This is a genomic window from Erythrobacter litoralis (genome assembly GCF_001719165.1).
GTDB lineage: Bacteria > Pseudomonadota > Alphaproteobacteria > Sphingomonadales > Sphingomonadaceae > Erythrobacter > Erythrobacter litoralis.
The window spans coordinates 624938-649061 of sequence record NZ_CP017057.1 but is presented as its reverse complement, the minus strand read 5'-3'; the positions used below and the strand labels follow the sequence as shown (position 1 = coordinate 649061).

Below are 24124 nucleotides of genomic sequence, written 5' to 3'. Positions count from 1 at the left end.
TACCAGGTCAAAATGGCAGATATCGTCTCAAAAGAAGCGAGATCGAGGATGATGGCGGGCATCCGCTCGGGCAACACGAAGCCCGAGCTTCTCGTCAGAAAATATCTGCATGCGGTGGGATTCCGCTACTCCCTGAGGAAAAGGAGGGATCTTCCCTGCCAGCCAGACATAGTCCTGCCAAGATACCGGGCAGCAGTTTTCGTTCACGGCTGCTTCTGGCACCGCCATCAGGATTGTCGCTATGCGACCACCCCGAAATCGAATGCTGAATTTTGGAGCGAGAAGTTCCGAGCAAATGTCGAGAGGGACAACCGCTGCGAGGCAGACCTCACCAGAATGGGTTGGAGGGTCAACACAGTCTGGGAATGCGAGCTCAAGGAGGATGCTCAAGCCAGATTGGCGGACCTAACCGAATGGCTACGAAAACAATAGGCTCGGCGAGGGCCGAAAATCGCCTATCGGAAGGATCACAACTGATTTTATGTTAAGTGGAATGAGGTGTCGGCCACTCTCTGAGATAAGGTGAGGCCCCCGGGGCAAGTCCTAAAGAGGCGCCCAGCCAAACTCCTGTTCGATTGCCGCCCGATATTCAGTAACGATCTGAGCGGGAGCTCTTCGTATGTATTCTTCAGCACGGGCCCTAACTGCTGACGAGGTGCCATGCAAATAGCCCAACGCATCGCTGAGCGAAGGTACCACTCCCCTGCTATCTTTTTCGAGGCCTGGCTTCAGAGCAGTCCAGATAACTGCCTCAATACCCCGTTGGGAAGCCCAATCACCAACTTGGTTTGTTTCTTTGTGGCGAGAGCAACGTGAATTGCTCCACAGACCGATCGAAGAATTGAAGTTCCTTTCCGAGATGCCTTCTCGCTCGGCCAACGCTTCCACCCCGCGATCGATGGACGAGACGTTCAGCTCGGCCCAAAGGACGGTGAGGGGCTTCGCGCCTTCGGTTATTGCCAAGGTCAATCGCCCATCAGCGGAAACGCGCGAAAATTCAATCTGAAGTTCCGGCCCATCGCCAAGCCAGTTTCCTGCCAAAGGCAAATTACGTGGACTCCAGATAAGCGAACCCCAGCCTAAGCAGGCAATCATAAAATCGTTTCCACTTAGCCCTTCTCCAAAATCAAATATTTCCGGTCATTTCGTCAGACATTCCATCGAACCGATGCTTCCATGCCTCATGAGTCTGGACGCGCCCGAGGAGCCCTTTATTGTCGGTGGCGAAGAATAATATTTCAACATCGTTGAATCCCTTGCGAACGAGCGTGCCGAGACATTCGACTAGCTGGCGATCAAGGGTTTCTTGTTGTTCGAAGGGATCAACGTCTTCGATCATGTGGCCAATTAGACCGATGGCAAAGGAAATGCCTCGCTGGACTATCGTGCCCGAAAGCTCCCGCGCACGCGGACAAGTCTTCTTGGTGAAGGCTTCGTCATCCGGTGCTCCTCCGAGGATTAGCTCGATATCGCGAAGGGTCTTTCCATCTACCCAGGCGATCAAAGCCTCGAGAAGAAGGTCAAGATCATCGTTTGTTAGCTCGGCGGCCTTGCTCTTCCCGCAGGCAGTCAGGATGCTGCGCGTGATGTCGGCCAGGAGCGCGCTCCGGGCGCTCGAGTCTTCTTGAAACCACTTTATCATCCACTTCAGCCAATCGCTGACGGTGGTGGGCAGCGATCCGACGTCGGCAGTGATCCTAGCCTTAAGGTCAATCAGCAGCTTTGCAGACAATCCGCTTTGCGATGACAGGACCGCAATGTTTTGATCGACGCCATCAATCTCTTCATTTGTGATGGCTTGCCTCAATGCCTCGACCTTGGCGTCAAATTCTTTTGTTGCTTCCTTTTGCTTCGCTGCGAAGGCACCGAGCGATTTGCGCAAATCGAAGAGGTGCGTTGCTTCGCTCGCCTCATCTGCGTTGCGCAGGACGGCCATTCGATTGATCGTGTAATTGACATCGGGATCAGTCATCTGACCTTGCGTCACGCGATCGAGGACGATTTCGAGCGGATCGGCGACGGTCACACAGTGATCATCCTCGGGCAGAACAGCCTGAAGTTTCTCTACGACTTTCATGTCGAGCGGCTTATCTCCGACAAAAGAGATAATTGGCTCTGGAATGAGGAGTACCAAGCCGTTGGCAAGATGACCTGCTCGCCCCGCCCTAGCGGCGGCGTTCAGAATCTCGTGTGCTTCGAGGCTTTCTCGACCACCTTTCTCAGTGTCGGCACGCTTGTCTCCCGCCAGAATTGCAAGCTGGGCTGGCAAATTGAGGCCCTGAGCCAAAGTCGGAGTGGCAACAATAACCTGGGCACCGTTGTGCCGCTTGAACATGCGCTCGGCGATGTCTCGCTCAAGTCTTAGCATGGCCGAATTGTGAGGAACCGCTGAAGCTGGCCCAGAGAGCAAGGAATGACTCAGGTCGCCGAGTTCGGCCTTGAGGGCATCCCACCGTTCCTGCTCGACCGGGCTGATGTCAATCTGAAGCGGCAAGATACCTGAAATGTCATTCGCAACGGAAATGGCATCGCGCTTTGTGTTGACGAACACGATTGTCTTGAGGCCGCGCGCGGCGGCAGCAGCGGCAAGTTCGACTGCAACCTGATTAGCATTCGGTGTGAGCTGAAGTGGTCCGTATTTCAAATGTCCGCCAAGCTTTACCTGACTTTCGAGAAGCTGGGTCGTGATACAGTGAACAGTCGATTCCTCTTGAGACAGCCAGTTATGCTGGAGCCCCCATATCGCGTAGGGAGTTGCGGTGAGTTCCCGTGACGCAGGAGCCCGCAAGTCTTTCGCTTCCTTCTTCTTTTTCTTGTCCTCGGTATCCTGAATTTTAAGCGCACGATCGCAGGCATCATCAAGCTGCTCGGCGTCATAAATGATAACACCTCTTGCCTGACGGCTCGGCTTCCAGAGCAAATCCACCGAAACTGCCTGCCTGCCAGTGAGCTCCTGGAGCCAGAGCGCTAATTCATCACCGTTCTTGAGCATCGCGGACAGGAAGAGAAGATCAGCATCCGGCGCGACATGGCTAAAGCCGAGCACGCACAGCATTGCATCGAGAGCGCGGCGAATTTTTCCCGTCTCGGGGCTCAACAAATGGCACTCGTCAAAGACGAGCAATCCCACGTCCTTGAAGGCATCAGGAGCAAACGAAAGCATGGCCAGACACCGTTCGGGCGTCATGACCTCAATGTCCTGAAATACCGCGTCTTCCTGCATAAGCAGGTCAAAATCACTTGATACGACCGAGCCGAAGAGCTCGCTCGGGAACATCTCCTGTAGGTCCTCTGTCAACTGATCGACGAGTGCGTGCGTCGGCGCAAGAAAGGCAACCTTCTTGCCGCGTGCCAGCACGCCTGCAATCTTCAAAGACGAGACTGTCGTTTTGCCAGCACCAGTCGGAAGGATGACGACCGAAGAGACACCTGTCTGGTGAAAGCCCCTCTCGATAGCTTCTCGGTGATTGGACCAGACATAGGGGAACTTTTCTGCACGGAATCGGAGCCATTGCTCCCAGACTTCAGCGTTCGAACCTGATGGAGCCAAGACATTCAGCAAGCTGGCGTCGGCGATCGACCCCGCAACGGCGAGCAAGAGGGAAGCGAGATGGTACGGCCCTGGAAATGTAACGATCAGGCCTTCGGGTGCACTGGCCGCTAGGCCATCATCAGACGATGCGAGAGCGAGCACGCGCTGGAATGCGTGTAGCGGGCCATCGAACCTCCCACCTGTCTGCTCGGGAACGGGCACGCGAAGCATTTGCGCGGCGAGCATTTCAATGCCCGTGGAAAGAGCCTCCAGTAAAGCCGCGAGCGCGCGATCGTCCAAGTCAAAGTAGGCGCTGGGCCGACGCCATCTCGCCGCGCGTTCCAGAATTTGAGTGAGCCGCCCCTTTGCAAGGTCTACGATGTGCTCCGAGAGGATCGTTGCCTCGTAGCTCTGTCCGGCCCGCCCCGTCTTGATATTGGCAGCAGCCTCATTGGCATCGGCATATTGCTCGGAGGCCAAGAACAGGACCGCCGCTGCCAAAGTGGGGTCAAGACGATCACGATCGATGCTGGGCGGCAACTCTTCATCGGCGATTGCGGCCGCCTGCTTTCTGGCAAGGATTTGCTGGGCTGTTCCTGCAACGAAGGCCGCCGCTGCGCGGGACGGCCCTTCCGGTTGCAGCGAAACAACCAGCTCATAGGTGTCGGCAATCCGTTCGAGGCTCCAAACACCCTCGTTTTGATCTTCCTCTGCTCCAGCCCCCCTGAGGCGGATCGATGCCAGTTCCGCATAGTGTGTGGTCAGGATTGCGGGGAGCTCATCAGGGTCGAGGCCTGGTAGCTCGGGTGCAGATCGCAGCAGACTGGCAGTAGCAGCGTCAAACACCGGCCTCTCCCTCACCTAGAGTTTCGATGTAGGCGATTGCCAGCCCTGCGAGTTGGTCAAACCAGTCCCGCAATTCTGGGGGAACGACTAGACACGCACCCAGTCGCTGAGCTTGATCGATATCGCCGATCTCATTGTAACCTGCGAAAAGCTCCTTGCGGCCATCTTCGCTGTCGAGTGCAGTCGTGACTGCGAAGGCCGCCCGATAGCGCCGCTTGGTTCGATCAGTGACAGCCGCAGCAAGCTGGGCCGCCGCTCCGTCGTCAATGCCTGCTCTGCCAAGCAAAGCAGTCGCGGCGGCGATGATCTCTGCGCTTCTCTTGTTATCTTGGCGATCCCGAAAGGCTGGAATCACCTTGTATTTAAAGGTCGAAACGGGATCGTCAGAGCACTTGTCCTCGAAGACCGTGGTCCAGTCGATCTGCGTTTTATTGCCCGACAACTCCAGCATCAGTCCATCGAGCCCTTGTGATGTGGCGCTCACATGAGGGTCTTTCATGTAGGCGGATTTCCCATACACCTGACGCGCAGCAATCCACGAGATTGCCTCGAAGATGAAGCCGTCCCGCTGCCAACGCGGATAGCCTATCCGCGGTGTTTGCTTCTCCTCCTGAACCGTCAGCTTGATCTTCGCCTCGGCACTCAATTCAGGGGTGGTGAAGGCGGGAGTCGCGGGCAGAAGCTGGGTGAGAATATGACTGGCCTGCGCGGCTTGCCCCATAGCAATAATCGCGATCAAACCTGCAAGTTGGTTGTCATCATCAACTTGCCAGCGTTCGCCCGTACAATCAGCGTCGATCTCACACTCGGCAGTATTTAAGGGAGGCATATTATTCCTCTGATCCCCATCTGGATTGGCCCGAGCTGGTCGCCGAGATTTATCAAACTCATCGCCCCACTAAGCTATTAAAACATATTTCAAAATATGAATTTTCGCTCTGGACTGGCAACCCTGATGTGGGGTGTATCAAGCGCAGCCTAATCTTCTCTGGCTCGATGAACCAAAAAATGCGCCACAAATTCATTCGACTTCCCGAGCAAAGCGAGCACTGGTGCTTGCACTGAATCGCGGCGCCGCAAGGCGGCTGCAGCCCCGACGCCTGATGCGTGACGGGGCCTTGGGTGGTGGGGCGACTATTGGGTCGCTCCGAAACAGGAGAACCACCCATGCCAAAGACAACGACGACGAAGCAAACGACCAAGACCGAGAAGGTTGTCGAACTGCTGAAGCGCTCCAAAGGCGCATCGCTCGAGGAACTCACCAAAGCAACCGGCTGGCTACCTCACACGACCCGCGCGGCGATGACAGGCCTTCGAAATGTCGCGCGACAATCAGGATGAGAAAGCGCGACAATCAAGATGAGAATCCGGTGTGGGGGAACCGGCGCAGGGCGTAGCCCGTAGCCGGTTCCCCCACACCGGGGCGCCCTTTGCTGGGCTGCCGAGATGATCGCGGTGTCAGGTATGGTTGGGTTTTCCTTCTGCGGAGGACCTGCCGTGTGCCTGGCCGTCACATAACCGATCATCAGATGAGGCTGTTCATGACATTGAGGAAAGATCACTCGGTAGCGCAGGCTGCGGTGAAGGCCGGGATGAGTCCCGCGACGGGCTATCGGCTGTTGCAGGATCCGCAGCGGCCGTTGCAGACGAAAGCGCCGCGCGGGCGGCGGCGTCCCGATCCGCTGGCAGGATACTTTGACGAGGAGGTCGTGCCGTTGCTGGAAGCAGCGCCCGGGCTTCGTCCGATCGCGATCTTCGAGGAGCTGCGCCGCCGGCATGGCAGCCTGCCGTTTGCGCGCCGGACGCTCGAGCGACGGATCAGGGCCTGGCGTGCGCTGCATGGGCCCGAACGCGAGGTCATCTTCCGGCAGTTGCATGAGCCTGGCAGACTTGGCCTGTCGGACTTTACCGATATGGGCGATTTTGATGTCACGGTCGCCGGCGTGCCGCTTGAGCACATGCTCTATCACTTCCGGCTGACCTATGGCGGGTTCGAGCACTGCCATGTGATCCTGGGCGGCGAGAGCTTTGTTGCCTTGGCCGAGGGGCTGCAGAATGCCTTGTGGTCAGCGGGCGGCGCACCGCGGCTTCACCGGACGGACAGCCTGTCGGCGGCGTTCCGCAATCTTGCTGCTGATGCCCGGGCTGATCTGACCACGCGATATGATGCGCTGTGCCAGCATTACGGGATGGAGCCGACCCGCAACAACACAGGGGTGGCCCATGAGAACGGTTCGATCGAGAGCTCTCATGGCCATATCAAGGCTGCGGTGAGGGATGCCTTGCTGCTGAGGGGAAGCAGCGACTTTGCCGATCTGGCGGCGTATCGCTGCTTCATCGATGAGGTCGTGACCGCGCGCAACCGGCGTCATGCTCCCTCGATCGATGCCGAGCGCCGCACCTTGCAGCCGCTGCCTGACACGCGCACGAGTGATTACGAGGAGGTGCTGGTCGCGGTCACCTCATCGGGCGGCTTCACCTTGCGCAAGGTGTTCTACACCGTGCCCTCGCGGCTGATCGGACACAAGCTGCGCGCGCGGCTTTACGATGACCGGATCGACCTGTTCCTGGGCGGCACCCAGCTGATGACCCTGGTGCGCGGCCGCGCTGGCGACAATGGCAAGCATGGTCATATCGTCGATTACCGGCATGTGATCCACTCGCTCAGGCGCAAGCCGATGGCGCTCATGGGGCTGGTCTATCGCGACAGCCTGTTCCCCCGCGAAGCCTACCGGCGGATGTTCGAGCATCTGCTGGAGCAAGAAGGCGAGCGCTCGGCTTGCAGGATCACCGTTGATCTGCTGGCCATGGCGCACGAGCGGGCCTGCGAGGCTGAACTTGCCGGACTGCTCGAAGCCGATCTTGCCGCGCGACGATGCCCTGACATCGGCGCCCTGCGAAGCCGGTTCTCCCCCGATCCCGCTCAGCTGCCCGCGGTCACGGTCAAGCTCGGCGGGCTTGCATCCTATGACAGCCTGATCGGATGGGGAGAGGCGGCATGAGCACAGGTCCGATGATCGATGCCCAGCGCCTCAGCCTGATGCTGAACGAGCTGCGCTTGCCGGCAATCAAGCATATCTGGGGCGACTTTGCCGCGCGCGCAGACAAGGAAGGCTGGCCTGCGGCCCGGCTTCTGGCCGCGCTCGCCGAGCATGAGATCGCCGAACGGGATCGGCGGCGGACCGAGCGGCATCTGGCCGAAGCCAAGCTCCCTGCCGGAAAGACCCTCGATACCTTCGCGTTCGATGCCGTGCCAATGGTCTCCAAGGCGCAGGTCATGGCGATGTGCGCCGGCGACGGATGGCTCGAGCAGGGTGCCAACCTCATCCTGTTCGGCCCTCCTGGTGGCGGCAAGACCCATCTGGCCGCTGCCATCGGCCTCGCGCTGGTCGAGAATGGTTGGCGCGTCCTGTTCACGCGCACGTCCGATCTGGTGCAGCGGCTCCAGATCGCCCGGCGCGAACTGGCGCTCGAATCCGCGCTGGCAAAGCTCGACAAGTATCATCTGCTGGTGCTCGACGACTTCGCTTACGTCAGCCGGGACCAGGCCGAAACCTCGGTCCTGTTCGAACTGATCAGCGCCCGCTACGAACGTCGCTCGCTGCTGATCACCGCCAACCAGCCCTTCGGCGACTGGAACAGTGTCTTCCCGGATCCGGCCATGACGCTCGCCGCGGTGGATCGTCTGGTCCATCACGCAACAATCTTCGAGATGAACGTCGAAAGCTACCGGCGACGAACCGCCGAAGCGCGTCGCTCAGGCCCAGGCCGACCAGCGACCTACACGACGCCCAAGGTCCTCGAAGCCGTCCGCGACAATCAGGACGACAAATAGCCCTTGCCAGCGACAATCAGAATGCGCACAAACTGTCGCGCCGCGACAATCAACTTCTCATCCTGATCGTCGCGCAACTCTCACCTTGAATGTCGCGCTACATTCGAAAGAAGGGGCATACCGTCGAGCGCGCAACGATAGATGGCGTGAGCCGCTACTCGATCACGACCGGCACCTGACGCGTGGTGAAGCTAAAGGAACGACTGGCCACCCTCACCCAAATGGGACGATCAGAACTTCGGAAGGAATGGGAGCGGGTCTGCAAGCAGCCTGCTCCCAACCTATCGGCCGACCTGCTCCGCCTCGGGATCGCCTATCGGCTTCAGGAGAAGGCTCACAGGGGTCTCTCGCGCGCCTCTCTCTCCGAGTTGCACACGACTGCGCCTGCCCGACCGGCCATCAAGCCCGGTACACGTCTTGTCCGCAGCTGGAATGGCAGGACCATCTCAGTCTTGGTAGAAGAAGACGGGTTCGTGTTCGACGACAGGAACTATCCGTCGCTTTCGGCCATCGCCCGTGAGGTAACTGGAACACACTGGTCCGGCCCGCGCTTCTTCGGACTTCGCGGGCAGGCAGCCAGTGGCTAGCCAAGGCAACGTCGGAGCTGGCGTGAAAGTGCGCTGCGCCATCTACACGCGCAAATCCACCGAAGAAGGACTGGAACAGGAGTTCAACAGCCTCGATGCCCAGTACGAGGCCTGCGCTGCCTATGTCATGAGCCAGCGCCACGAGGGATGGGAACTCGTGAAGGAGCGCTACGATGATGGAGGTTTCTCTGGAGGCACGATGGAACGACCAGGCCTCCAGCGATTGCTTGCCGATGTTGCTGCAGGGAAGGTCCAGGTCATCGTTCTTTACAAGATCGATCGTCTGACCCGCAGCCTGTCGGACTTCTCGCGGATCGTCGAAGTCCTGGATGAGGCAGGTGCCAGCTTCGTGTCCGTGACCCAGTCGTTCAATACGACGACCAGCATGGGTCGGCTGATGCTCAACGTGTTGCTGTCATTCGCCCAGTTCGAACGCGAGGTGACCGGTGAACGCATCCGCGACAAGATTGCGGCATCCAAGAAGAAAGGCAAGTGGATGGGCGGTCCTGTGCCGCTTGGCTACGAAGTGCAGGATCGCAAACTGGTCATAAACGAGAAGGAAGCCGCCACGGTTCGACATATCTTCGAGCGGTATGCGGAACTCGGCACCGGGCAGCTGCTGCTGGAAGAACTGCGCGAACAGAGGATCCGGACCAAGCGGCGCGTCTACCGCGACGGAACTGTTCGGGGAGATATCCCCTTCACACGCGGCTCACTGTTCCATCTGCTTAAGAACCGCATCTACAGGGGCGAGATGGTGCACAAGGGCAAGGCGAACCCTGGGGAGCATGAGGCAATCATCGATGAGGAGCTCTGGGAGCGGGTCCAGCTTCGCATTGGCGAGAACACCGTCGAGAGGAAGCTGCGCCGAACTTCGAAGGAGGCCAGCCTATTGGCCGGAATTATCTGCGATGGACTTGGACGAAGGATGAGTCCGAGCCACACGGTCCGAAAGGGCAAGCGCTACCGCTACTACGTGACGCATGCAGCGGAGATCGTCGACGACACGCCCGCCTGGCGTTTGGCGGCGCACGACATCGAGAAGAACGTGGTCGGCAAACTGGCCGATTTCCTCTCGAACCAGAGGACCATCCGCAAGTTGGTCGGGACCGATGATGCCGGGAAGCTGGCCGCTGCCATCACGCATTGCAGGCACACGGCAGAGCAGCTGTGGTCCAGTACCTACCATCGGCGCACCAGGGTTCCTGCACTCGTCGAGAAGGTCGAGATCGGGAACGATGCGATCAGTATTGCGCTGTCCTTATCCGGCTTCTCGGACCTTCTCGGGATGGATGTCGACACGCAGCGATTGCCTGCACTCACTGCTCCGGTATGCCGCGTCCGCAAGGGCAAGGAAATTAAGCTCGTCATTGGCGACGGATGCGGGGTTGAACGCGATGAGACGATGGTATCCCTGCTGCGCGAGGCACTTGCGATCAGGGAGGAAGTACTGTCAGCACCAGATCTGACCATCGCCAAGATCGCAGCATCGAGCGGTCGCTGCCGCAAGCGGATGAGCCGGCTGTTCCGTCTCTCGTGGATCGCGCCTGAGATCATCGATGCGATCCTCGCAGGGAAGCAGCCGCCGGCGCTCAATACAAAGGCATTCCTTACCACCGACTTGCCGATAGACTGGTCGGATCAAAAGACCGCTCTGGGGTTCCGGCTACAAGACAAGTGAGGTCTGCAAAAAGGCCTCCTGAGATTGGGGCCGGAAATCCCGCCTGAACACCCCACTCCGCCAGTCTCGCGACCTCACCGGAAAAGATGACCCCGCCAAAGCGCGCGGAAATGCGGGCTTCACAGGCCCTACCACGCGGCCCGTCCGGAAGTCTGGCGATTTGGGGAGTGAGTGGTGCCGCTTACGTGACTCGAACACGTGACCCCATCATTACGAATGATGTGCTCTACCAACTGAGCTAAAGCGGCACTCGCCAGGCGCGAAGTCCGGGGTGGACTTGCACCGGATATGGAGGCCCGAGCCGGAATCGAACCGGCGTATACGGATTTGCAGTCCGCTGCGTCACCACTCCGCCATCGGGCCGGACTGCCCTTCGCAAACCGCAGCTCGCTCGGACAGAGCGCGGCACCTAGCGATTCGCCGCGGCAAAGGCAATCCGCCTTTCGCGCCCCGATGCATCGCACGTCGCGCTGGAGCCTGCGCGAGGGTGGCATATCGACCTTACGCAACGTCACTCTGGACCCTCGCGCCCGGCCGGGGCAGAGGCGTGACCCATGACGATCGCAAGCCTGCTCGAACCCGTGGACGGGACACCCGGTCCGCGCCGCCTTTCCCATGCTGCCGACTGGATGCAGGGGCGTACCCTTTACGGCGGGGCCTCCGCGCTTGTCGCCTTCACCATGGCGCGGCGTGCCTTTCCGGATCTTCCGCCGCTGCGCGCAGCGCAGATCGGCTTCGTCGCGCCGGTGGGCGAAGAGATCGAGCTCGGCGTGGAGATGGTGCGCGAAGGGCGCAACGTCACGCAGGTGCGCAGCGAGATCCATGCCGGGGGCAAACTGGCGCTCACCGCTTTCTGGCTGTTCGCAGCCGAGCGCGAGGCGAATGCGGTGCGCCCCTCGGACCCTCCCGCCGACTGGCCCGGGCCGCCGCAGGAAAACGCACAGGCGATGAAGGGCGAGGGCCCGGCTTTCATCCAGAACAATTTCGAACTGCGTTTCGGCCAGGCGAGGGACGCTGACCACGGCGCGACGATCCGGCGCTGGGCGCGGCTGACCGAGCAACACGAACTCGATCCGGTGAGCAGGCTGGTGCTGATGGGCGACGTCATGCCGCCGGGTGCGATGCGGATCATGCAGAGGGTCGGCCCGATCAGTTCGATCAACTGGTCGTTCAACGTGCTCGATCCCGAATCGCGCTCCAAGGACGGGTGGTATCTTGCGGAGAATGCCAGCCAGCACGCGGGCGCGGGCTATTCTTCCGAGCGCCTCAGGATGTGGGACAGCGATGGTCGCCAGGTCCTCGACGGCCTGCAATGCGTTGCGGTGTTCGGGTAGGGATTGTCTGCGATGGGCCTAAGACCTCAACCCCCGGGCCCTACACGTCCTCGAAGTTCGGCTTGCGCTTCTGCATCGCCGCCATCACCGCCTCGACCTGGTTCGGCGTGCGCATGATCGCGTCCTGCTCGACGCTTTCGGCAAGCAGGATCGCGTCGGTGTCGCCCTCGACCATCGTCTCCTGGAGACGTTTGGCCGCGCGGATCGCCTGCGGGTTGCGGTTGGCGATCGTCTCGGCGAGTTCGAGCGCGCGGGCAAGCGGCTCCTCGCTCGTTTCGGTCGCCAGGCCGAGCATCTGCGCCTCGGCGCCGGTGAATTCGCGATTGGTGTAGATCAGCTCGCGCAGCACGTCGTCACGCACGAGGCCGCGCCACAGCGCATAGCCGCCCATGTCGGGCACAAGGCCCCATTTCAATTCCATGATCGACATGCGGGTTTCGGGATGAGCGATACGGATATCCGCCCCGCTCGCGATCTGGAGGCCGCCGCCGAAGCACACGCCGTGCACCGCGGCGATCACCGGGACGGCAAGCTTGCGCCACTGCATCGCCACCTGCTGGAACGTGTTGACATTGCCGTGGGTGCGCTCGGTCAGCGGCGCTGCATCCGACGAAGGCGTGCGGGTGAAGCTCGACGTATCGAGCCCGGCGCAGAACGCCCTGCCCTCGCCCGAGAGGACCACCACGCGCATGCCTTTCATTTCCTCGAGCCGCTGGCCCGCCGCGATGATCGCCTCGAACATTTCGGGGTCGAGCGCGTTCATCTTGTCCGCGCGGTTGAGCCGGACATGGGCGACCCCGCTCTCGGACAGGTCGATCGCGATGCGCTCGGCCGGGAAATCCACATCGGCGGGGGCGGTGGTCTGGGTTGCGGTCTGGGTCACGTATGCCTCGAATCTGCTGCCTTGATATTGTTTGAGAAGGTGCAGGAAGGACCCGAGCCTGTCCAGCGCCGCGATGGGTTCAGGCTGACCGCGCCGCACTCAGGCCGAAAGCGCGCGGAACGGCCGCGGCATCGAGGAAATAGCCCCCTCCCGAATGCTCGGCGATCATCCGCGCAAGACCGAAAGGGGCAAGCTTTGCCCTTATCCGCGAGACATGAACGGCAAGGCTGCCGGTTTCGGGATCGACGCGCGCAGGCGATCTGTCGCCGAAAGAGCGCTTCCCCGTGACGCGCCTGCCGGGCTGTTCGGCGAGCCGCCAAAGCAGCTCGAATTCGCGCGGATGAAACTGCAGCCAGCTATCCTCTACCCGCCCGTCGCGGTGGTGCAGGTCGAGCGTGACCTCGCCCGCTTCGCGAAAGCGCGGGATCAGGGTGTCGCTGTCGGGAAACAGATATGCCGGCTCATCATCGTTCACAGCAGGCCCCCTGCTCGCATGGAAAAGACCGCCTCACGCGTGATCACGAGATGATCGAGCAGCTCGATATCAAGCGCCGCCCCCACGGCCTGCAGGCGCCTTGTCGCGGCGATATCGATTTGCGATGGTCGGCAATGCCCGGAAGGATGGTTGTGGGCCACCACGATGCCCGCGGTTCCCAGTTCGAGCGCGCGGGCGAACAATTCGCGCATGCGCAACGATAGCGAAGGACCGCAGCCGGTGCCGAAGCCGGCATCGCCGAGATAGGCGTTGCGCCGGTCGAGAAAGATCGCGTGGAACCGCTCGTCCCGGTCCTGCGCGGCGATCAGGTGCCGGCGCAGGTGATCGATCATCGCCGCGACATGCGCCTCGCGCGGGTCGGCGTTCGGGACGACTTGCCTGAGGGCCGGACTGCGCATCGACGCCTCGTCATCGCCTCGCGTCGCCGCGAGCTTCGCCGCGGCCCGGCATTACGCCTGCCATTGTCCGCCCCCACTCCCCGATCCGGGCGATGAGAGGGAGAGGCCGCCCGCCGGGCCCGGTGCGCCAGCTGCGATATGCGCCGTGTTCGCGGGTCCGCAGGGCGTGCCGGACGAGCCCGGCGCCGAGCAGCAGGAGCTGAAACCAGCCGGGCGCGACCACCATGGTCGCATAGGCGACGGGCGACACCGCATCGGCCAGCGCGCGGGCGATATGGGCACCGATGGCGAGCAATTGGGTGCCCGCCAGCCACAGCGTCCAGTTGCGATTGGCATAGAGTGCGATCAGCAGCCATACGGCGCCGGCCGCGATGTCCTTGCCCGCGAGGAAGGGATCGACGTCGAGCAGGACGTAACCGCCGAAAACCAGCTTGTGGAGGCGTCCGAACACTTCGAAGATTACGATCCACGTCGCCGCGACCGCCTTTTCCGGACCACCGCCCCATATGAACGCGGCAAAGCACAGCCCGAAGGCGAGAATGTCCTGCGCAAGGTGGCGGTAGTCGGAAAAGAACGGGTCGAGCATTGCGGCCTACAGGTCAGGCGTCGGCGTGGATCGCCGCCACCGGCTCATCGGCGAGTTCAAGCGCCTCGGGCACGCGTTCGGTCGGGATGTCGTCATCGCCCATCGTTTCGCGGGCGACCTTGTTCAGTTCTTCGTGAACGCGCAAGAGGCTGTTCGACATCGCCAGCGCCTGGCCTTCGGCCTGGGCGAGCCGCATGAGCGCGCGCTGGCCCGTCGTCACCTCGACGCCGGGGTTCTGGCGCGCGGCCAGCATCGCCTGGCGCAGGCGGGCGCAGGCGATCATTGATTCGTCGGCGAGCGCTTCGGCCTCGCGGAGCAGTTTCTTGAGCTTGAGTGCATCGGTGCGGATACGGTCGGTCATGGTCCAGTCTCCGAACCCGTCCCGTGCTCCTCAGGACAGGCCCTGTTCATCCACGGGGATGGAAGCCCGTCCGTCCAGCGCCTCGGTGATCGTGACCGCCGCCGTCACCGTCAGGACGACTGCCGCAAGGCAGCCGAAAGCGATGCCGACAATGGCCGCGAGCCGAAACAGGACGGCGTTCTCGCCATCGAGCAACCCGGGGACGACCTGCGGCTCCTTCGGTTTGAGCCATGGCGCCTGTTCCATCAGCGGCATGACATCGCTCATCACGAGCTCGCCGTGGTCGACCCGATCCGGTTCATCCGCGTCCTGGGCCGGGCCGGCCATCTGACTTTTCCTGTATGAAGCTTCGCTAAAGCCCTTCAGATTTACTGCATCTGCGAAGGGGGCGCCAGTTTCCGCGCCCCTTTTCGCGCCCGCGTCTTCCCCTGCAGGATTCGAGTCGCCCTCACCCGTCTCGGGCAGGCTCGCGCGGTAGCGTTCGACGAGATCACCGAGATTTTCCGCACTGTAGATATCCTTCAGGGCCCGGATATGCTGGTTCACCCGCGTTTCCGAAACGCCCAGTTCCTGCGCGATGACTTTAATGGGAACGCGGCGATCTATGCGCTCCATCACGGCCTGCTGCCTTTCGGTCAGCGGTCGCTCGGGTCGCCCTTGCATGCGGTCCTCCATATCCTGGCTAACGTCCCGGCTATAGCACCTAACCGACGTTATGGCTGCACCACCTGCCCGGGGGACGAACCTGGGTGGCCGCAAGCGCGGGCAGCCTTCCCGACGAAGCCGATTTCGGCAAGGCTTTTCGGCGCGAACACGCTCACGCCCCGACCTGCGAGAGATAGCGTTTGACGTTGCGCGCCGCCTGACGCAGGCGCTGTTCGTTCTCGACCATGGCGATGCGCACGAATCCTTCGCCCTTCTCGCCGTAGCCGACGCCTGGCGCGACCGCGACCTTGGCCTCGGTCAGCAGGCGCTTGGAAAATTCGAGGCTCCCCAGATGCGCGAGTGCCGGCGGCAGCGGGGCCCAGGCGAACATCGAAGCGGCGGGGGGCGGGATGTCCCAGCCCGCGCGGCCAAAGGCTTCGACCATCACGTCGCGACGCTTGCGGTAAAGGTCGCGGTTCTGCTCGACGATGTCCTGCGGGCCGTTGAGCGCGGCGCAGGCCGCCGCCTGGATCGGCGTGAAGGCGCCGTAATCGAGATAGGATTTCACCCGCGTCATCGCCGCGATCATAGCCTTGTTGCCGACCGCAAAGCCCATCCGCCAGCCTGCCATCGAATAGGTCTTGGACATCGAGGTGAATTCGACCGCGACGTCCTTCGCCCCTTTGACCTGCATGATCGAGGGCGTCGGGTTGCCGTCGAAATAGAGTTCGGAATAGGCAAGGTCGGACAGCAACCAGACCTCGTTCTCGCGCGCCCAGGCGACGAGCCTTTCGTAGAACGCGAGATCGACAGTCTCCGCCGTCGGGTTGGAGGGATAACTAACCACCAGCACGGTCGGGCGCGGCACGGTGAAATGCATCGCGGATTCGAGCGCGCGCCAGTAATCTTCGTCCGGCGTGGTCGGGACCGATCGGATCGTCGCGCCGGCGATGATGAATCCGAAAGTGTGAATTGGGTAGGACGGGTTGGGCGCAAGCACAACGTCGCCCGGCGCGGTGATCGCATTGGCGAGGCTGGCGAGCCCTTCCTTGGAACCCATCGTGACGACCACCTCGGTCTCCGGATCGAGTTCCACTCCGAAGCGGCGGGCATAATAATTTGCCTGTGCGCGGCGCAGGCCTGGAATGCCCTTGGACTGCGAATAGCCGTGCGCGTCAGGTTTGGCCGCGACTTCGCACAGCTTGTCGATGACGTGCTGCGGAGGAGGCTGGTCGGGATTGCCCATGCCCAGATCGATGATGTCCTCGCCCGCCGTGCGCGCCGCGTGCCGCATCGCGTTCACTTCGGCGATGACATAGGGAGGCAGCCGCTTTATGCGGTAGAATTGATCGTTCATTGCTTATCCGGGCATTCAAGCTGCGTTTTGCCGCATTGCGGGGGCAAGATTCAGCCTAGGGCATTATCGGTCGAAGTGGAAAGCCGTTTTCGCTAGGATGGGTTTCCACGCGCTCACAAGGACCTTGGCACCCATGGCCGATCATGACCAGACCCCCGATCCCGGCTCGGATGCCGTGCAGGCCTTTCTCGACATGCAGGGGGAGGCAATGCGCGAGATGTTCGCGGGTGCCTTCGGCGGGATGACCGCGCACGATTCCGGGCAGGGTGCGGGTCTTGCCGCGATGTTCCCGCAGGTCGCCGATGCGGGCGAGCTTGCCGACTGGGCGAAAGCGAGCTCCGAATTGCAGCGCATGTGGCTCGATTTCGCGGCGCATCAGGCGCGCGAATCGGCGGAAAAGTTCAGCGCGGGGGCAAGCCCGCTGGACCCGGCGCAATGGATGGTTTTCTCGCAGAGCATGCTCAACCAGATGCCGAAAGGCCTCTTCGAGGTGCAGGGCAAGCTCGCCGAGGAGACGCTGCAATTATGGCAGGGAATGACGGCAAGCTTCATGGGAGGAGCAACCGGCGGCGCGCCCGCCAGCGATGCCGAACGCGAACTTGACCTTCCGCGCAGGGACCGGCGTTTCGCCGACCCCGCATGGCGCGAGCATCCGGCCTTCGCGCTGCTGCACCAGACCTACCTGATGCTGGCCGACTATTTCAAAGGATCGGTCCGGGCGATGGACGGGATCGACCGGGAAAAGCGGCGGCAGCTCGAATTCGCGGTGAACGCGCTCGCCGAGGCGATGAGCCCGGGCAATTTCCTGCTCACCAACCCGGTCGTGATGAAACGCACGCTCGAAACCCGCGGGCAGAACCTCGTGCGGGGGATGCAGCATCTCATCAACGACCTGAAGCGCGGGCAATTGACTCACACCGACCCCGATGCCTTCACGCTGGGCGAAAACCTCGCCGCGACGCCGGGCAAGGTGGTTCACGAAACGCCGCTCTACCAGCTGATCCAGTATTCGCCCTCGACCGAGGAGGTCTACGAGGTTCCGCTGTTGGTCTTCCCGCCATGGATCAACCGCTTCTACATCCTCGACCTGACGCCCAAGAAGAGCTTCATCAAATGGGCGGTCGACCAGGGGATCACGATGTTCGTGGTCAGCTGGAAATCGGCCGATGAAAGCCTCGCCGACGTGGTTTGGGACGATTACATCCGCGCCCAGATCGAGGCGATCGACCTCATCCGCGATCGGCTGAAGGTGCCGAACGTCCACACGATCGGCTATTGCGTTGCCGGCACGACGCTTGCCGCGACGCTCGCGATTCTTGCGCGACGGGGCGAAGCGGACAAGGTGAAGACCGCGACCTTCTTCACCGCGCAGGTCGATTTCGAAAAGTCGGGCGACCTCAAGCATTTCATCGATGACAGCCAGCTCGAGATGATCGGCAAGCTCTCTCCGCAGGGCTATCTCGACGGGCGCTATCTCGCCGCGACTTTCAACGCGCTGCGGGGCAAGGACCTGATCTGGAACTACGTCGTCAACAATTACCTGCTGGGCGAGGATTACCCGGCCTTCGACCTGCTCCACTGGAACGGTGACGTCACCAACCTGCCGGCGCGCTGGCACAATGAATATCTGCGCGACCTCTACCGCGACAACAAGCTGGTCGTGCCCGACGCGCTTTGCGCCGACGGCACGCCGATCGACCTTACACAGGTCACCACTCCGACCTTCGTGCAGGCGGGGCGCGAGGACCACATCGCTCCGGCGGAGAGCGTGTGGCGGATCACCGATCATTTCGCGGGGCCCATCGAATTCCTGCTGGCGGGTTCGGGGCACATTGCGGGCGTGGTGAACCCGCCTTGGGCGAACAAGTACCAGTACTGGCTGGGCGACAGCTCGGCCCCCTCGCTCAAGGCGTTCATCGAAAGCGCCGAGGAACATCCGGGAAGCTGGTGGCCGCACTGGCTCGAATGGCTGGAGCGCGAGGCACCGGACAAGGTCAAGGCGACTGGTAAGCGCAAGCCGGGCGGGCGCAGCGACGAGGTGATCGAGGACGCGCCGGGGCGCTACGTCAAGACGCGCTGAGGATTCGCGGCGTCCAGCACCTTGGCAAGCCGCGAATTCGGTCCTGATCACCGGGGCTTGCCGCCTTTATTGTGCGCTGCACAAAATCGCTTGACTTCGCGCATGCAACGCCTATTTTGTGCGGTGCAACATGACGCGAGGGATTTATGGCTGACACCGCAACCCCGGCCGGCACCAAGTCGAAGATCGATGCCGCCGCCGAAAAGGCCTACGAAGAAGCCGCTGCGAAAACGGCGCCCAAGACTGCAAGCACCAAGGCCGTCTCCGAGGCGGTCAAGGCCGATGCGCCGAAGGCCGAACCGAAGGTCGAGACGGTGAAGGAAGCCGTCGCAGCGCCCGCCGAGCCCGTTCCTGCGACGAAGGCACCGGTGAAGAAGGCCGCCGCGAAGAAGGCTCCTGCCAAGAAGACCACGGCGAAGAAGGCTACGGCCAAGGCTTCGCCCCCCAAGGCGGCTCCTGCCAAGAAGGCGCCCGCCATGAAGACCGCTCCGGCGGCAGCGAAGACCAAGACCGATACCAACCCCGTAACCAAGCTCAAGGATACCATCATGGCCACCGCCAAGAACACCGATTTCACCGCCACCGTGAAGGATTTCGCGGCCGACATGCAGGAGCGCGTCAAGACCGCTTACGGCAAGACCGGCGAACTCGCCGGCGAAGTCGGCGAATTCAGCAAGGCCAATCTCGACGCGATGGTCGAGAGCGGCAAGATCTTCTTCACCGGCGCGCAGGACCTCGTCCGCGACAATGTCGAGACCGGCAAGACCGTCGTCGAGACGATGACCGAAGACGCCAAGAAGATGGCCTCGATCAAGTCGCCGACCGAACTCATGCAGTTCCAGGGCGAGATCGCCCGCCGCAATTTCGATGCGGTCGTCTCGTTCGGCTCGCAGCGCACCGAAGCGTGGCTGAAGCTCTACAACGACGCCTTCGCGCCGATCTCGAACCGCGTCAGCGTCGCCACGGAAAAGCTGACCAAGGCCGCATAAGCGCACCTTTTCAAGTTCCTGGACCGGACCTCTCCTCTCTCTCCCAAACCGGTCCAAGAAAGCGCACCTTAGGGTGCTGGGCCGGACAGACCTCTCGCGTCTGTCCGGCCCATTGCATTTCGCAGGTCCCGCTCGAGGACATGCGCGAAATGTCCATCTTGCGTCCGCGCAAACGAATCCCATAATGGACGGTGATGATGGGTCCCCCGCAATTCCCTGTGCGCAAGCGCGTGCCCGAAGACATCCTGCCCGCGGGCGGGTGTATCGCCGTGCATGCGGCCCTTCGCGGAGCGGGCGATGACGATCCGGGCAAGGGCACGCCGGGCGACGGCGACAGCGAAGTCGGCATCGCGACCAAGACCCGCACCAAGCCCAAGAAGCCGAGCCAGTACAAGGTACTGATGCTGAACGACGATTACACCCCGATGGAATTCGTGGTGATGGTGCTGAAGCGCTTCTTCGGCATGGATCTCGAACAGGCGACCCGCGTCATGCTCCACGTCCACCAGAAGGGCGTGGGCGTTTGCGGCATCTTCACCTACGAGGTCGCCGAAACCAAGGTGAACCAGGTCATGGACTTCGCCCGCCAGAACCAGCACCCGCTGCAATGCACTCTCGAAAAGGCGTGAAGCGCGCGTTCGCATCGAGTCGGGCGCTTTGAGGCAGCCCCACCACCCCGAACCCGATCCGGTCGGTCCCGGCCAGGAAAGCGTGTGGGACTATCCCCGCCCCGCCATCGCCGAGCCGACTTCGCGCCACGTCCAGGTGATCCATCGCGGCATCACACTTGCCGACAGCCGGAACGCTTGGCGTACGCTGGAGACAAGCCACCCCCCGACCTATTACATCCCGCCCGAGGATGTCGCGACCGACTGTCTTGCGGCCAATCCCTCGCGCAGGTCGCTGTGCGAATGGAAGGGGCAGGCGCGCTATTTCGACGTGGTGATCGGCGACCAACGGATCGATGCGGCGGCGTGGTCCTATCCCGACCCTTCGGCGAGTTTTGCCGGGATCGCGGACTATTTCGCCTTCTATCCCGACCCGTTCGATGCCTGCCTGATCGACGGCGAAAAGATCATTCCCCAGCCCGGCCAGTTCTATGGTGGATGGATCAGCCGCTACGAGGCAGGACCTTTCAAGGGCGGCCCGGGCAGCAGGTTCTGGTAGCACGCCGCCGCGGCCCTGGCGCAAACGGGGCATGACCGCGCGGACAATTGACGCTATGGGCGCTGGGAAGCGAGAGGAATCCGCCCCGCGCGAACGAGCGGGGAGCGCAAGCCCGGCAAGAAGGCCCGACCACCCGAAGTGTTCAATTTCATCCCCAGCATCGACCGCTACGTCTTTCGGCTGACGATCGTGCCGATGCTCGGCGTGTTCGCGCTCGCCGCTTCGCTGCTGCTGCTCGACAAGATGCTGCGCCTGTTCGATTTCGTCGCGGTCGAGGGCGGGCCGGTCGCGGTCGTGTTCAAGATGCTGGGCGCGCTGATCCCGGAATATGCCAGCCTTGCGATCCCGCTGGGATTGCTGCTCGGCGTGCTGCTCGCCTTCCGCAAGCTGGCGACGTCCTCCGAACTCGACGTGATGCGCGCGGTGGGCCTGTCCTACAATCGCCTTCTGCGCGTGCCCTATGCGATCACGCTGGTCCTCGTCGCGGTCAATATCGCGCTCGTTTTCTACATCCAGCCGGTCAGCCGTTATTATTACGAACAGATGGAATACGACCTGCGATCCGGAGCGCTCGGGGCCTCGATCAAGGTCGGCGAATTCACCACGCTCGCCGACCGGATGGCGCTCAGGATCGAGGAGAGCGAAGATGACGGGCGGCGGCTGATGGGCATTTTCGCCCGCGTGTCGAATGCGCGCGGCCAGGTGCTTTCGATCAGCGCGCGCGAGGGGGCATTCCTCGCTACGAGCGACGATCCCGACACGATCATCCTGCGCCTGACCGAAGGGACGATCGTTCAGGACACCGGTAGCGAGACGCCGCGCGTGCTGTCCTTCAGCCGCCACGACCTGCCGATCGACCTGCCCGCGATCGAGGAATTCCGCGCCCGCGGCAACGAGACACGCGAATTCATCCTGCCCGAGCTCTTGCGGATCGGCTGGAACCCCGAGGCCGCCCCGAGCCAGCGCGATGCGAGCCAGGCCTCGTTCAATTTCCGGCTGGTCGAGATCGTGATGATGCTGCTGATGCCGCTGCTCGCGGTGGCGCTGGCGATCCCGCCGAAACGATCATCGAGCGCGCTCGGCGTTTTCGTCTCGATCGTGATGGTGGTCGCCTATCACAAGGTCAACGAATATGGCGAAGATATCGCAGCACTCGGCCGGGTCGATCCGATCCTTGCCTTGTGGGGGCCGTTCGTGGTTTTCGCCGCGCTGATCGTCTGGATGTATTACCGTGTCGCCTATGTCCCCGGCGGACAGGCGATCGGCGCGCTGGAAACCGTCTTCGCCAAGCTGACCAAGCGGATCGGAAAGCTTTTCAAGCGCCGCGACCGCGCAGGCCGCGAGCAACGTCTCGCGCCGGCGGAATAGGACGGCAGGCAATCCATGCAGCTCGATTTCTTCCCGTCGCGCACGCTTACGCTCTATCTGGCGCGGCTCTTCATCGTGCGCATCCTCGCAGTGCTTTTCATGCTGGTCGTGGTGCTGATGGCGCTCGACCTGCTGGGCGCGACCGGCAAGATCCTCGCGGTCGAAGGCAACGGGCAGGCTGAGGTGCTCAGATATGTGAGCCTGCGCGTGCCGCAGCTCATCAGCCGGTTCCTGCCCTATTCGGTGCTGCTTGCGACTCTCATCACCCTCGTCACGCTCAACCAGAACAGCGAGGTGGTTGCGATGAAGGCGGCGGGGCTTTCCGCACACCAGGTGCTCGCCCCGCTGCTGCTGACCGCGGCGCTGGTCGCTGCCGTCAGCTTCGCCTTCAACGAGCGGATCGTGACCCGTGCCAATGCGACCCTGAAAGCCTGGGAGGCGGCCGAATATGCCGCGATCCCCGACGAGAGCGGGGTGCGCGCCAATGTCTATCTCACCGACGGGACCAACATCCTCACCGCCTCATCGCTGGTCGGCACGGGAGAGGATATCGAGTTCGACGATGTCACCTGGTACGAACGCGCACCCGGCGGGATCATCAGCGAATTCGTGCGCGCGAGCCGGGCGACCTATGCGGCGCCGGGCTGGCGCCTCGAAAACGCCGAGCGTTTCGATGTCGGCACCGCCGAGACCGAGGAACTGGGCGAACTGGTGGTGGGCAAGGCGCTGAGCCCGGAACGGATCGCTCTCGATGCGGTCGATCCGGATTCGCTCGGCTTCCTCGAACTTCGCCGGACGATCGACGCCTTCGATGCCGCCGGGCGGCGGACGAGTGAGATGAAGGCGAGCTGGTGGCACCGCATATCGGGGCCGCTCTCGGCGCTGCTCATGCCGCTGCTCGGTTCGGTCGCTGCCTTCGGGCTTGCCCGGTCGGGCCAGCTGTTCGTGCGCGCGATCATCGGCATGGCGCTCGGCTTTGCGTATTTCGTGGTCGACAACGCAGCGCTCGCGATGGGTTCGTTCGGCGGCTACCCTCCCTTCCTTGCCGCCTGGGCGCCGTTCTTGCTGTTCCTGCTGCTGGGCGAAACCGTGCTCGTGCGGACCGAGGAATAGGCATGGGCGGGCAGAAGGACTGGTCGCTGCGCCTGGCGCGGATCGAGGATGCCGAGGCGATGCCGGAGATCGAGTCGCGCGCGGGACGGATGTTCGAAGAGGTCGAGGGGCTATCCGGGATCGCGGGGCAGCACACGGTCCCGCTCGAGAGGCTGCGGCGCTATATCCGCAAGGGTCATTGCCTCGTCGCGCACGAGGAGGGCCGGATCATCGGCTTCATCGTCACCGAACCTTTCGGGCGCGAACTGCATGTGTGGGAATTCGACGTCGATCCCGACCATCAGCGGCGCGGGATCGGGGCGGGGCTGCTGCGGGCCTGCATGATCGATGCGCACAATTCCGGCTTCAAGGCGATCACTCTGACGACTTTCCGCGACGTGCCGTGGAACGCACCGTTCTACGAACGGCTCGGCTTCGAGGAAGTCACCGCGCTCGACGCCCATCCGCGGCTCGCGGGGGAACTGGCGCTGGAGGCCGATCACGGCCTGCCGGCAGAGCGCCGCTGTGCGATGATCCGTTTCCTCGACTGAGCGAGCGTTTGGCGGGACTCCAGCGTTTCGGGTATGAACCGATCCGAAAGAGAGGACTTTCCCATGAAACGCACCGCGATTTCAGCCGCCGCCCTCACGCTCGCGCTTGCCGCCTGCAACGACCAGCCGGACGAGGCCCTGCCGCCCGAAGGGGAACTCGAAGGCGCCCTCCCCTCCGTCGAGACGGTGCCGGAGAATGAAGCAGAGCCCGAGCTGGAGACGATCGGCGAACCCGAAGCGCAGACGATGGAAAGCGGCGCGAACCCGCCCGGCACCGAAACGCCGCCGGCAGGTTCCAAATTGCAGAAGGCCGATCCCGACTACTGAGCACAGTGC

At 62.3% G+C, this 24124-nt stretch carries 25 protein-coding genes and 2 tRNA genes; 15 read left to right on the top strand and 12 right to left on the bottom strand.

Annotated features, from left to right (window positions below; all coding sequences use genetic code 11):
• Nucleotides 1-12: 12 nt before the first annotated feature.
• A complete protein-coding gene (locus tag Ga0102493_RS15645; RefSeq protein ID WP_081845788.1) occupies nucleotides 13-432 on the top strand; it encodes a very short patch repair endonuclease in 420 nt (139 codons plus the stop codon).
• A gap of 111 nt (nucleotides 433-543) precedes the next feature.
• Here the strand turns inward: Ga0102493_RS15645 and Ga0102493_RS15890 are convergent, their stop codons facing one another.
• The 3 genes from Ga0102493_RS15890 to Ga0102493_RS03080 are packed head-to-tail and all read right to left on the bottom strand — an operon-like array spanning nucleotide 544 to nucleotide 5207.
• Nucleotides 544-1095 (bottom strand): hypothetical protein, encoded by a 552-nt coding sequence (locus Ga0102493_RS15890; RefSeq protein ID WP_034906376.1) that lies wholly within the window; start codon nucleotides 1093-1095, stop codon nucleotides 544-546.
• Nucleotides 1096-1126: 31 nt separating this feature from the next.
• Nucleotides 1127-4378, bottom strand: a complete 3252-nt coding sequence (locus Ga0102493_RS03085; protein WP_051698435.1) for a DEAD/DEAH box helicase — start codon at nucleotides 4376-4378, stop codon at nucleotides 1127-1129.
• Nucleotides 4371-5207, bottom strand: a complete 837-nt coding sequence (locus tag Ga0102493_RS03080) for a hypothetical protein (protein ID WP_034906380.1) — start codon at nucleotides 5205-5207, stop codon at nucleotides 4371-4373. Before Ga0102493_RS03080 ends, Ga0102493_RS03085 begins: the two co-directional genes overlap by 8 nt.
• Nucleotides 5208-5545: 338 nt before the next feature.
• On the opposite strand from Ga0102493_RS03080, the gene Ga0102493_RS15640 reads away from it, so the two are divergent.
• The 5 genes from Ga0102493_RS15640 (at nucleotide 5546) to Ga0102493_RS03065 (ending at nucleotide 10481) form a co-directional block, all read left to right on the top strand.
• Nucleotides 5546-5719, top strand: coding sequence for a DUF3489 domain-containing protein (locus tag Ga0102493_RS15640; RefSeq protein WP_081845783.1), 174 nt, complete (start codon nucleotides 5546-5548; stop codon nucleotides 5717-5719).
• A gap of 158 nt (nucleotides 5720-5877) precedes the next feature.
• Nucleotides 5878-7380, top strand: a complete 1503-nt coding sequence (istA, locus tag Ga0102493_RS03075; RefSeq protein ID WP_034901634.1) for an IS21 family transposase — start codon at nucleotides 5878-5880, stop codon at nucleotides 7378-7380.
• Nucleotides 7377-8213, top strand: a complete 837-nt coding sequence (gene istB / locus Ga0102493_RS03070; protein WP_034901636.1) for an IS21-like element helper ATPase IstB — start codon at nucleotides 7377-7379, stop codon at nucleotides 8211-8213. Before istA ends, istB begins: the two co-directional genes overlap by 4 nt.
• Nucleotides 8214-8434: 221 nt before the next feature.
• Complete coding sequence (locus Ga0102493_RS16595) at nucleotides 8435-8800, top strand: DUF2924 domain-containing protein (protein ID WP_081845728.1); 366 nt, start codon at nucleotides 8435-8437, stop codon at nucleotides 8798-8800.
• A gap of 22 nt (nucleotides 8801-8822) precedes the next feature.
• Complete coding sequence (locus Ga0102493_RS03065; RefSeq protein WP_034905590.1) at nucleotides 8823-10481, top strand: recombinase family protein; 1659 nt, start codon at nucleotides 8823-8825, stop codon at nucleotides 10479-10481.
• A 172-nt stretch (nucleotides 10482-10653) separates the two neighbouring features.
• Here Ga0102493_RS03065 and Ga0102493_RS03060 read toward each other — a convergent pair.
• Both Ga0102493_RS03060 and Ga0102493_RS03055 read right to left on the bottom strand, forming a co-directional pair.
• Nucleotides 10654-10729 (bottom strand) — tRNA-Thr (locus tag Ga0102493_RS03060).
• 41 nt (nucleotides 10730-10770) lie between these two features.
• A tRNA-Cys gene (locus Ga0102493_RS03055) sits at nucleotides 10771-10844 on the bottom strand.
• A gap of 191 nt (nucleotides 10845-11035) precedes the next feature.
• Here Ga0102493_RS03055 and Ga0102493_RS03050 point away from each other — a divergent pair.
• On the top strand, nucleotides 11036-11815 hold the full coding sequence (locus Ga0102493_RS03050) for an acyl-CoA thioesterase (RefSeq protein ID WP_034905517.1): 780 nt from the start codon (nucleotides 11036-11038) through the stop codon (nucleotides 11813-11815).
• 40 nt (nucleotides 11816-11855) lie between these two features.
• On the opposite strand, the gene Ga0102493_RS03045 is transcribed toward Ga0102493_RS03050, so the two are convergent.
• The 7 genes from Ga0102493_RS03045 to Ga0102493_RS03015 form a co-directional block, all read right to left on the bottom strand.
• On the bottom strand, nucleotides 11856-12698 hold the full coding sequence (locus Ga0102493_RS03045) for a crotonase/enoyl-CoA hydratase family protein (RefSeq protein WP_236922285.1): 843 nt from the start codon (nucleotides 12696-12698) through the stop codon (nucleotides 11856-11858).
• Between the two features lie 79 nt (nucleotides 12699-12777).
• Nucleotides 12778-13173 carry a winged helix-turn-helix domain-containing protein gene (locus Ga0102493_RS03040; RefSeq protein ID WP_051698270.1) on the bottom strand — a complete coding sequence of 132 codons (396 nt, stop codon included), beginning with the start codon at nucleotides 13171-13173 and terminating at the stop codon, nucleotides 12778-12780.
• A complete protein-coding gene (locus tag Ga0102493_RS03035) occupies nucleotides 13170-13592 on the bottom strand; it encodes a JAB domain-containing protein (protein WP_034905515.1) in 423 nt (140 codons plus the stop codon). The genes Ga0102493_RS03040 and Ga0102493_RS03035 overlap by 4 nt, the downstream gene beginning before the upstream one ends.
• 10 nt (nucleotides 13593-13602) lie before the next feature.
• Nucleotides 13603-14178, bottom strand: coding sequence for a hypothetical protein (locus Ga0102493_RS03030; RefSeq protein ID WP_051698269.1), 576 nt, complete (start codon nucleotides 14176-14178; stop codon nucleotides 13603-13605).
• A 13-nt stretch (nucleotides 14179-14191) separates the two neighbouring features.
• Nucleotides 14192-14539 carry a hypothetical protein gene (locus Ga0102493_RS03025; RefSeq protein WP_034905513.1) on the bottom strand — a complete coding sequence of 116 codons (348 nt, stop codon included), beginning with the start codon at nucleotides 14537-14539 and terminating at the stop codon, nucleotides 14192-14194.
• Between the two features lie 30 nt (nucleotides 14540-14569).
• The gene (locus Ga0102493_RS03020; RefSeq protein ID WP_236922284.1) at nucleotides 14570-15214 is read right to left on the bottom strand and encodes a helix-turn-helix transcriptional regulator; all 645 of its coding nucleotides are present in this window, start codon (nucleotides 15212-15214) and stop codon (nucleotides 14570-14572) included.
• A gap of 142 nt (nucleotides 15215-15356) precedes the next feature.
• Nucleotides 15357-16541 carry an LL-diaminopimelate aminotransferase gene (locus Ga0102493_RS03015; protein ID WP_034905511.1) on the bottom strand — a complete coding sequence of 395 codons (1185 nt, stop codon included), beginning with the start codon at nucleotides 16539-16541 and terminating at the stop codon, nucleotides 15357-15359.
• Between the two features lie 133 nt (nucleotides 16542-16674).
• Here Ga0102493_RS03015 and Ga0102493_RS03010 point away from each other — a divergent pair, with 133 nt between their 5' ends.
• The 8 genes from Ga0102493_RS03010 to Ga0102493_RS02975 all read left to right on the top strand — a co-directional run bounded on the left by Ga0102493_RS03010 (nucleotide 16675) and on the right by Ga0102493_RS02975 (nucleotide 24115).
• Nucleotides 16675-18621 carry a PHA/PHB synthase family protein gene (locus Ga0102493_RS03010; protein WP_034905508.1) on the top strand — a complete coding sequence of 649 codons (1947 nt, stop codon included), beginning with the start codon at nucleotides 16675-16677 and terminating at the stop codon, nucleotides 18619-18621.
• Nucleotides 18622-18767: 146 nt separating this feature from the next.
• Complete coding sequence (locus Ga0102493_RS03005; protein ID WP_034905507.1) at nucleotides 18768-19610, top strand: phasin family protein; 843 nt, start codon at nucleotides 18768-18770, stop codon at nucleotides 19608-19610.
• A 269-nt stretch (nucleotides 19611-19879) separates the two neighbouring features.
• Nucleotides 19880-20239 carry an ATP-dependent Clp protease adapter ClpS gene (gene clpS, locus Ga0102493_RS03000; RefSeq protein ID WP_034905581.1) on the top strand — a complete coding sequence of 120 codons (360 nt, stop codon included), beginning with the start codon at nucleotides 19880-19882 and terminating at the stop codon, nucleotides 20237-20239.
• Between the two features lie 28 nt (nucleotides 20240-20267).
• Nucleotides 20268-20777 (top strand): DUF427 domain-containing protein, encoded by a 510-nt coding sequence (locus Ga0102493_RS02995; protein WP_034905506.1) that lies wholly within the window; start codon nucleotides 20268-20270, stop codon nucleotides 20775-20777.
• Nucleotides 20778-20915: 138 nt separating this feature from the next.
• A complete protein-coding gene (locus Ga0102493_RS02990) occupies nucleotides 20916-22145 on the top strand; it encodes an LptF/LptG family permease (RefSeq protein WP_034905505.1) in 1230 nt (409 codons plus the stop codon).
• Between the two features lie 15 nt (nucleotides 22146-22160).
• Entirely contained in the window at nucleotides 22161-23258 is a 1098-nt protein-coding gene (gene lptG / locus Ga0102493_RS02985; RefSeq protein WP_034905503.1) for an LPS export ABC transporter permease LptG, read from the top strand.
• Nucleotides 23259-23260: 2 nt separating this feature from the next.
• Nucleotides 23261-23788 (top strand): GNAT family N-acetyltransferase, encoded by a 528-nt coding sequence (locus Ga0102493_RS02980; protein ID WP_034905501.1) that lies wholly within the window; start codon nucleotides 23261-23263, stop codon nucleotides 23786-23788.
• A gap of 63 nt (nucleotides 23789-23851) precedes the next feature.
• Complete coding sequence (locus Ga0102493_RS02975; protein ID WP_034905499.1) at nucleotides 23852-24115, top strand: hypothetical protein; 264 nt, start codon at nucleotides 23852-23854, stop codon at nucleotides 24113-24115.
• Nucleotides 24116-24124: the final 9 nt, after the last annotated feature.

Coding starts and splice junctions, on each gene's coding strand:
- istB (WP_034901636.1), top strand. CDS start 7,377: ATGAGCACAGGTCCGATGATCGATGCCCAGCGCCTCAGCCTGATGCTG.
- Ga0102493_RS02980 (WP_034905501.1), top strand. CDS start 23,261: ATGGGCGGGCAGAAGGACTGGTCGCTGCGCCTGGCGCGGATCGAGGAT.
- Ga0102493_RS03015 (WP_034905511.1), bottom strand. CDS start 16,541: ATGAACGATCAATTCTACCGCATAAAGCGGCTGCCTCCCTATGTCATC.
- Ga0102493_RS02975 (WP_034905499.1), top strand. CDS start 23,852: ATGAAACGCACCGCGATTTCAGCCGCCGCCCTCACGCTCGCGCTTGCC.
- Ga0102493_RS03025 (WP_034905513.1), bottom strand. CDS start 14,539: ATGACCGACCGTATCCGCACCGATGCACTCAAGCTCAAGAAACTGCTC.
- Ga0102493_RS03010 (WP_034905508.1), top strand. CDS start 16,675: ATGGCCGATCATGACCAGACCCCCGATCCCGGCTCGGATGCCGTGCAG.
- Ga0102493_RS03020 (WP_236922284.1), bottom strand. CDS start 15,214: ATGGAGGACCGCATGCAAGGGCGACCCGAGCGACCGCTGACCGAAAGG.
- Ga0102493_RS16595 (WP_081845728.1), top strand. CDS start 8,435: ATGGGACGATCAGAACTTCGGAAGGAATGGGAGCGGGTCTGCAAGCAG.
- Ga0102493_RS03035 (WP_034905515.1), bottom strand. CDS start 13,592: ATGCGCAGTCCGGCCCTCAGGCAAGTCGTCCCGAACGCCGACCCGCGC.
- Ga0102493_RS15890 (WP_034906376.1), bottom strand. CDS start 1,095: ATGATTGCCTGCTTAGGCTGGGGTTCGCTTATCTGGAGTCCACGTAAT.
- Ga0102493_RS03050 (WP_034905517.1), top strand. CDS start 11,036: ATGACGATCGCAAGCCTGCTCGAACCCGTGGACGGGACACCCGGTCCG.
- Ga0102493_RS15645 (WP_081845788.1), top strand. CDS start 13: ATGGCAGATATCGTCTCAAAAGAAGCGAGATCGAGGATGATGGCGGGC.
- Ga0102493_RS03005 (WP_034905507.1), top strand. CDS start 18,768: ATGGCTGACACCGCAACCCCGGCCGGCACCAAGTCGAAGATCGATGCC.
- lptG (WP_034905503.1), top strand. CDS start 22,161: ATGCAGCTCGATTTCTTCCCGTCGCGCACGCTTACGCTCTATCTGGCG.
- Ga0102493_RS15640 (WP_081845783.1), top strand. CDS start 5,546: ATGCCAAAGACAACGACGACGAAGCAAACGACCAAGACCGAGAAGGTT.
- Ga0102493_RS03030 (WP_051698269.1), bottom strand. CDS start 14,178: ATGCTCGACCCGTTCTTTTCCGACTACCGCCACCTTGCGCAGGACATT.
- Ga0102493_RS03080 (WP_034906380.1), bottom strand. CDS start 5,207: ATGCCTCCCTTAAATACTGCCGAGTGTGAGATCGACGCTGATTGTACG.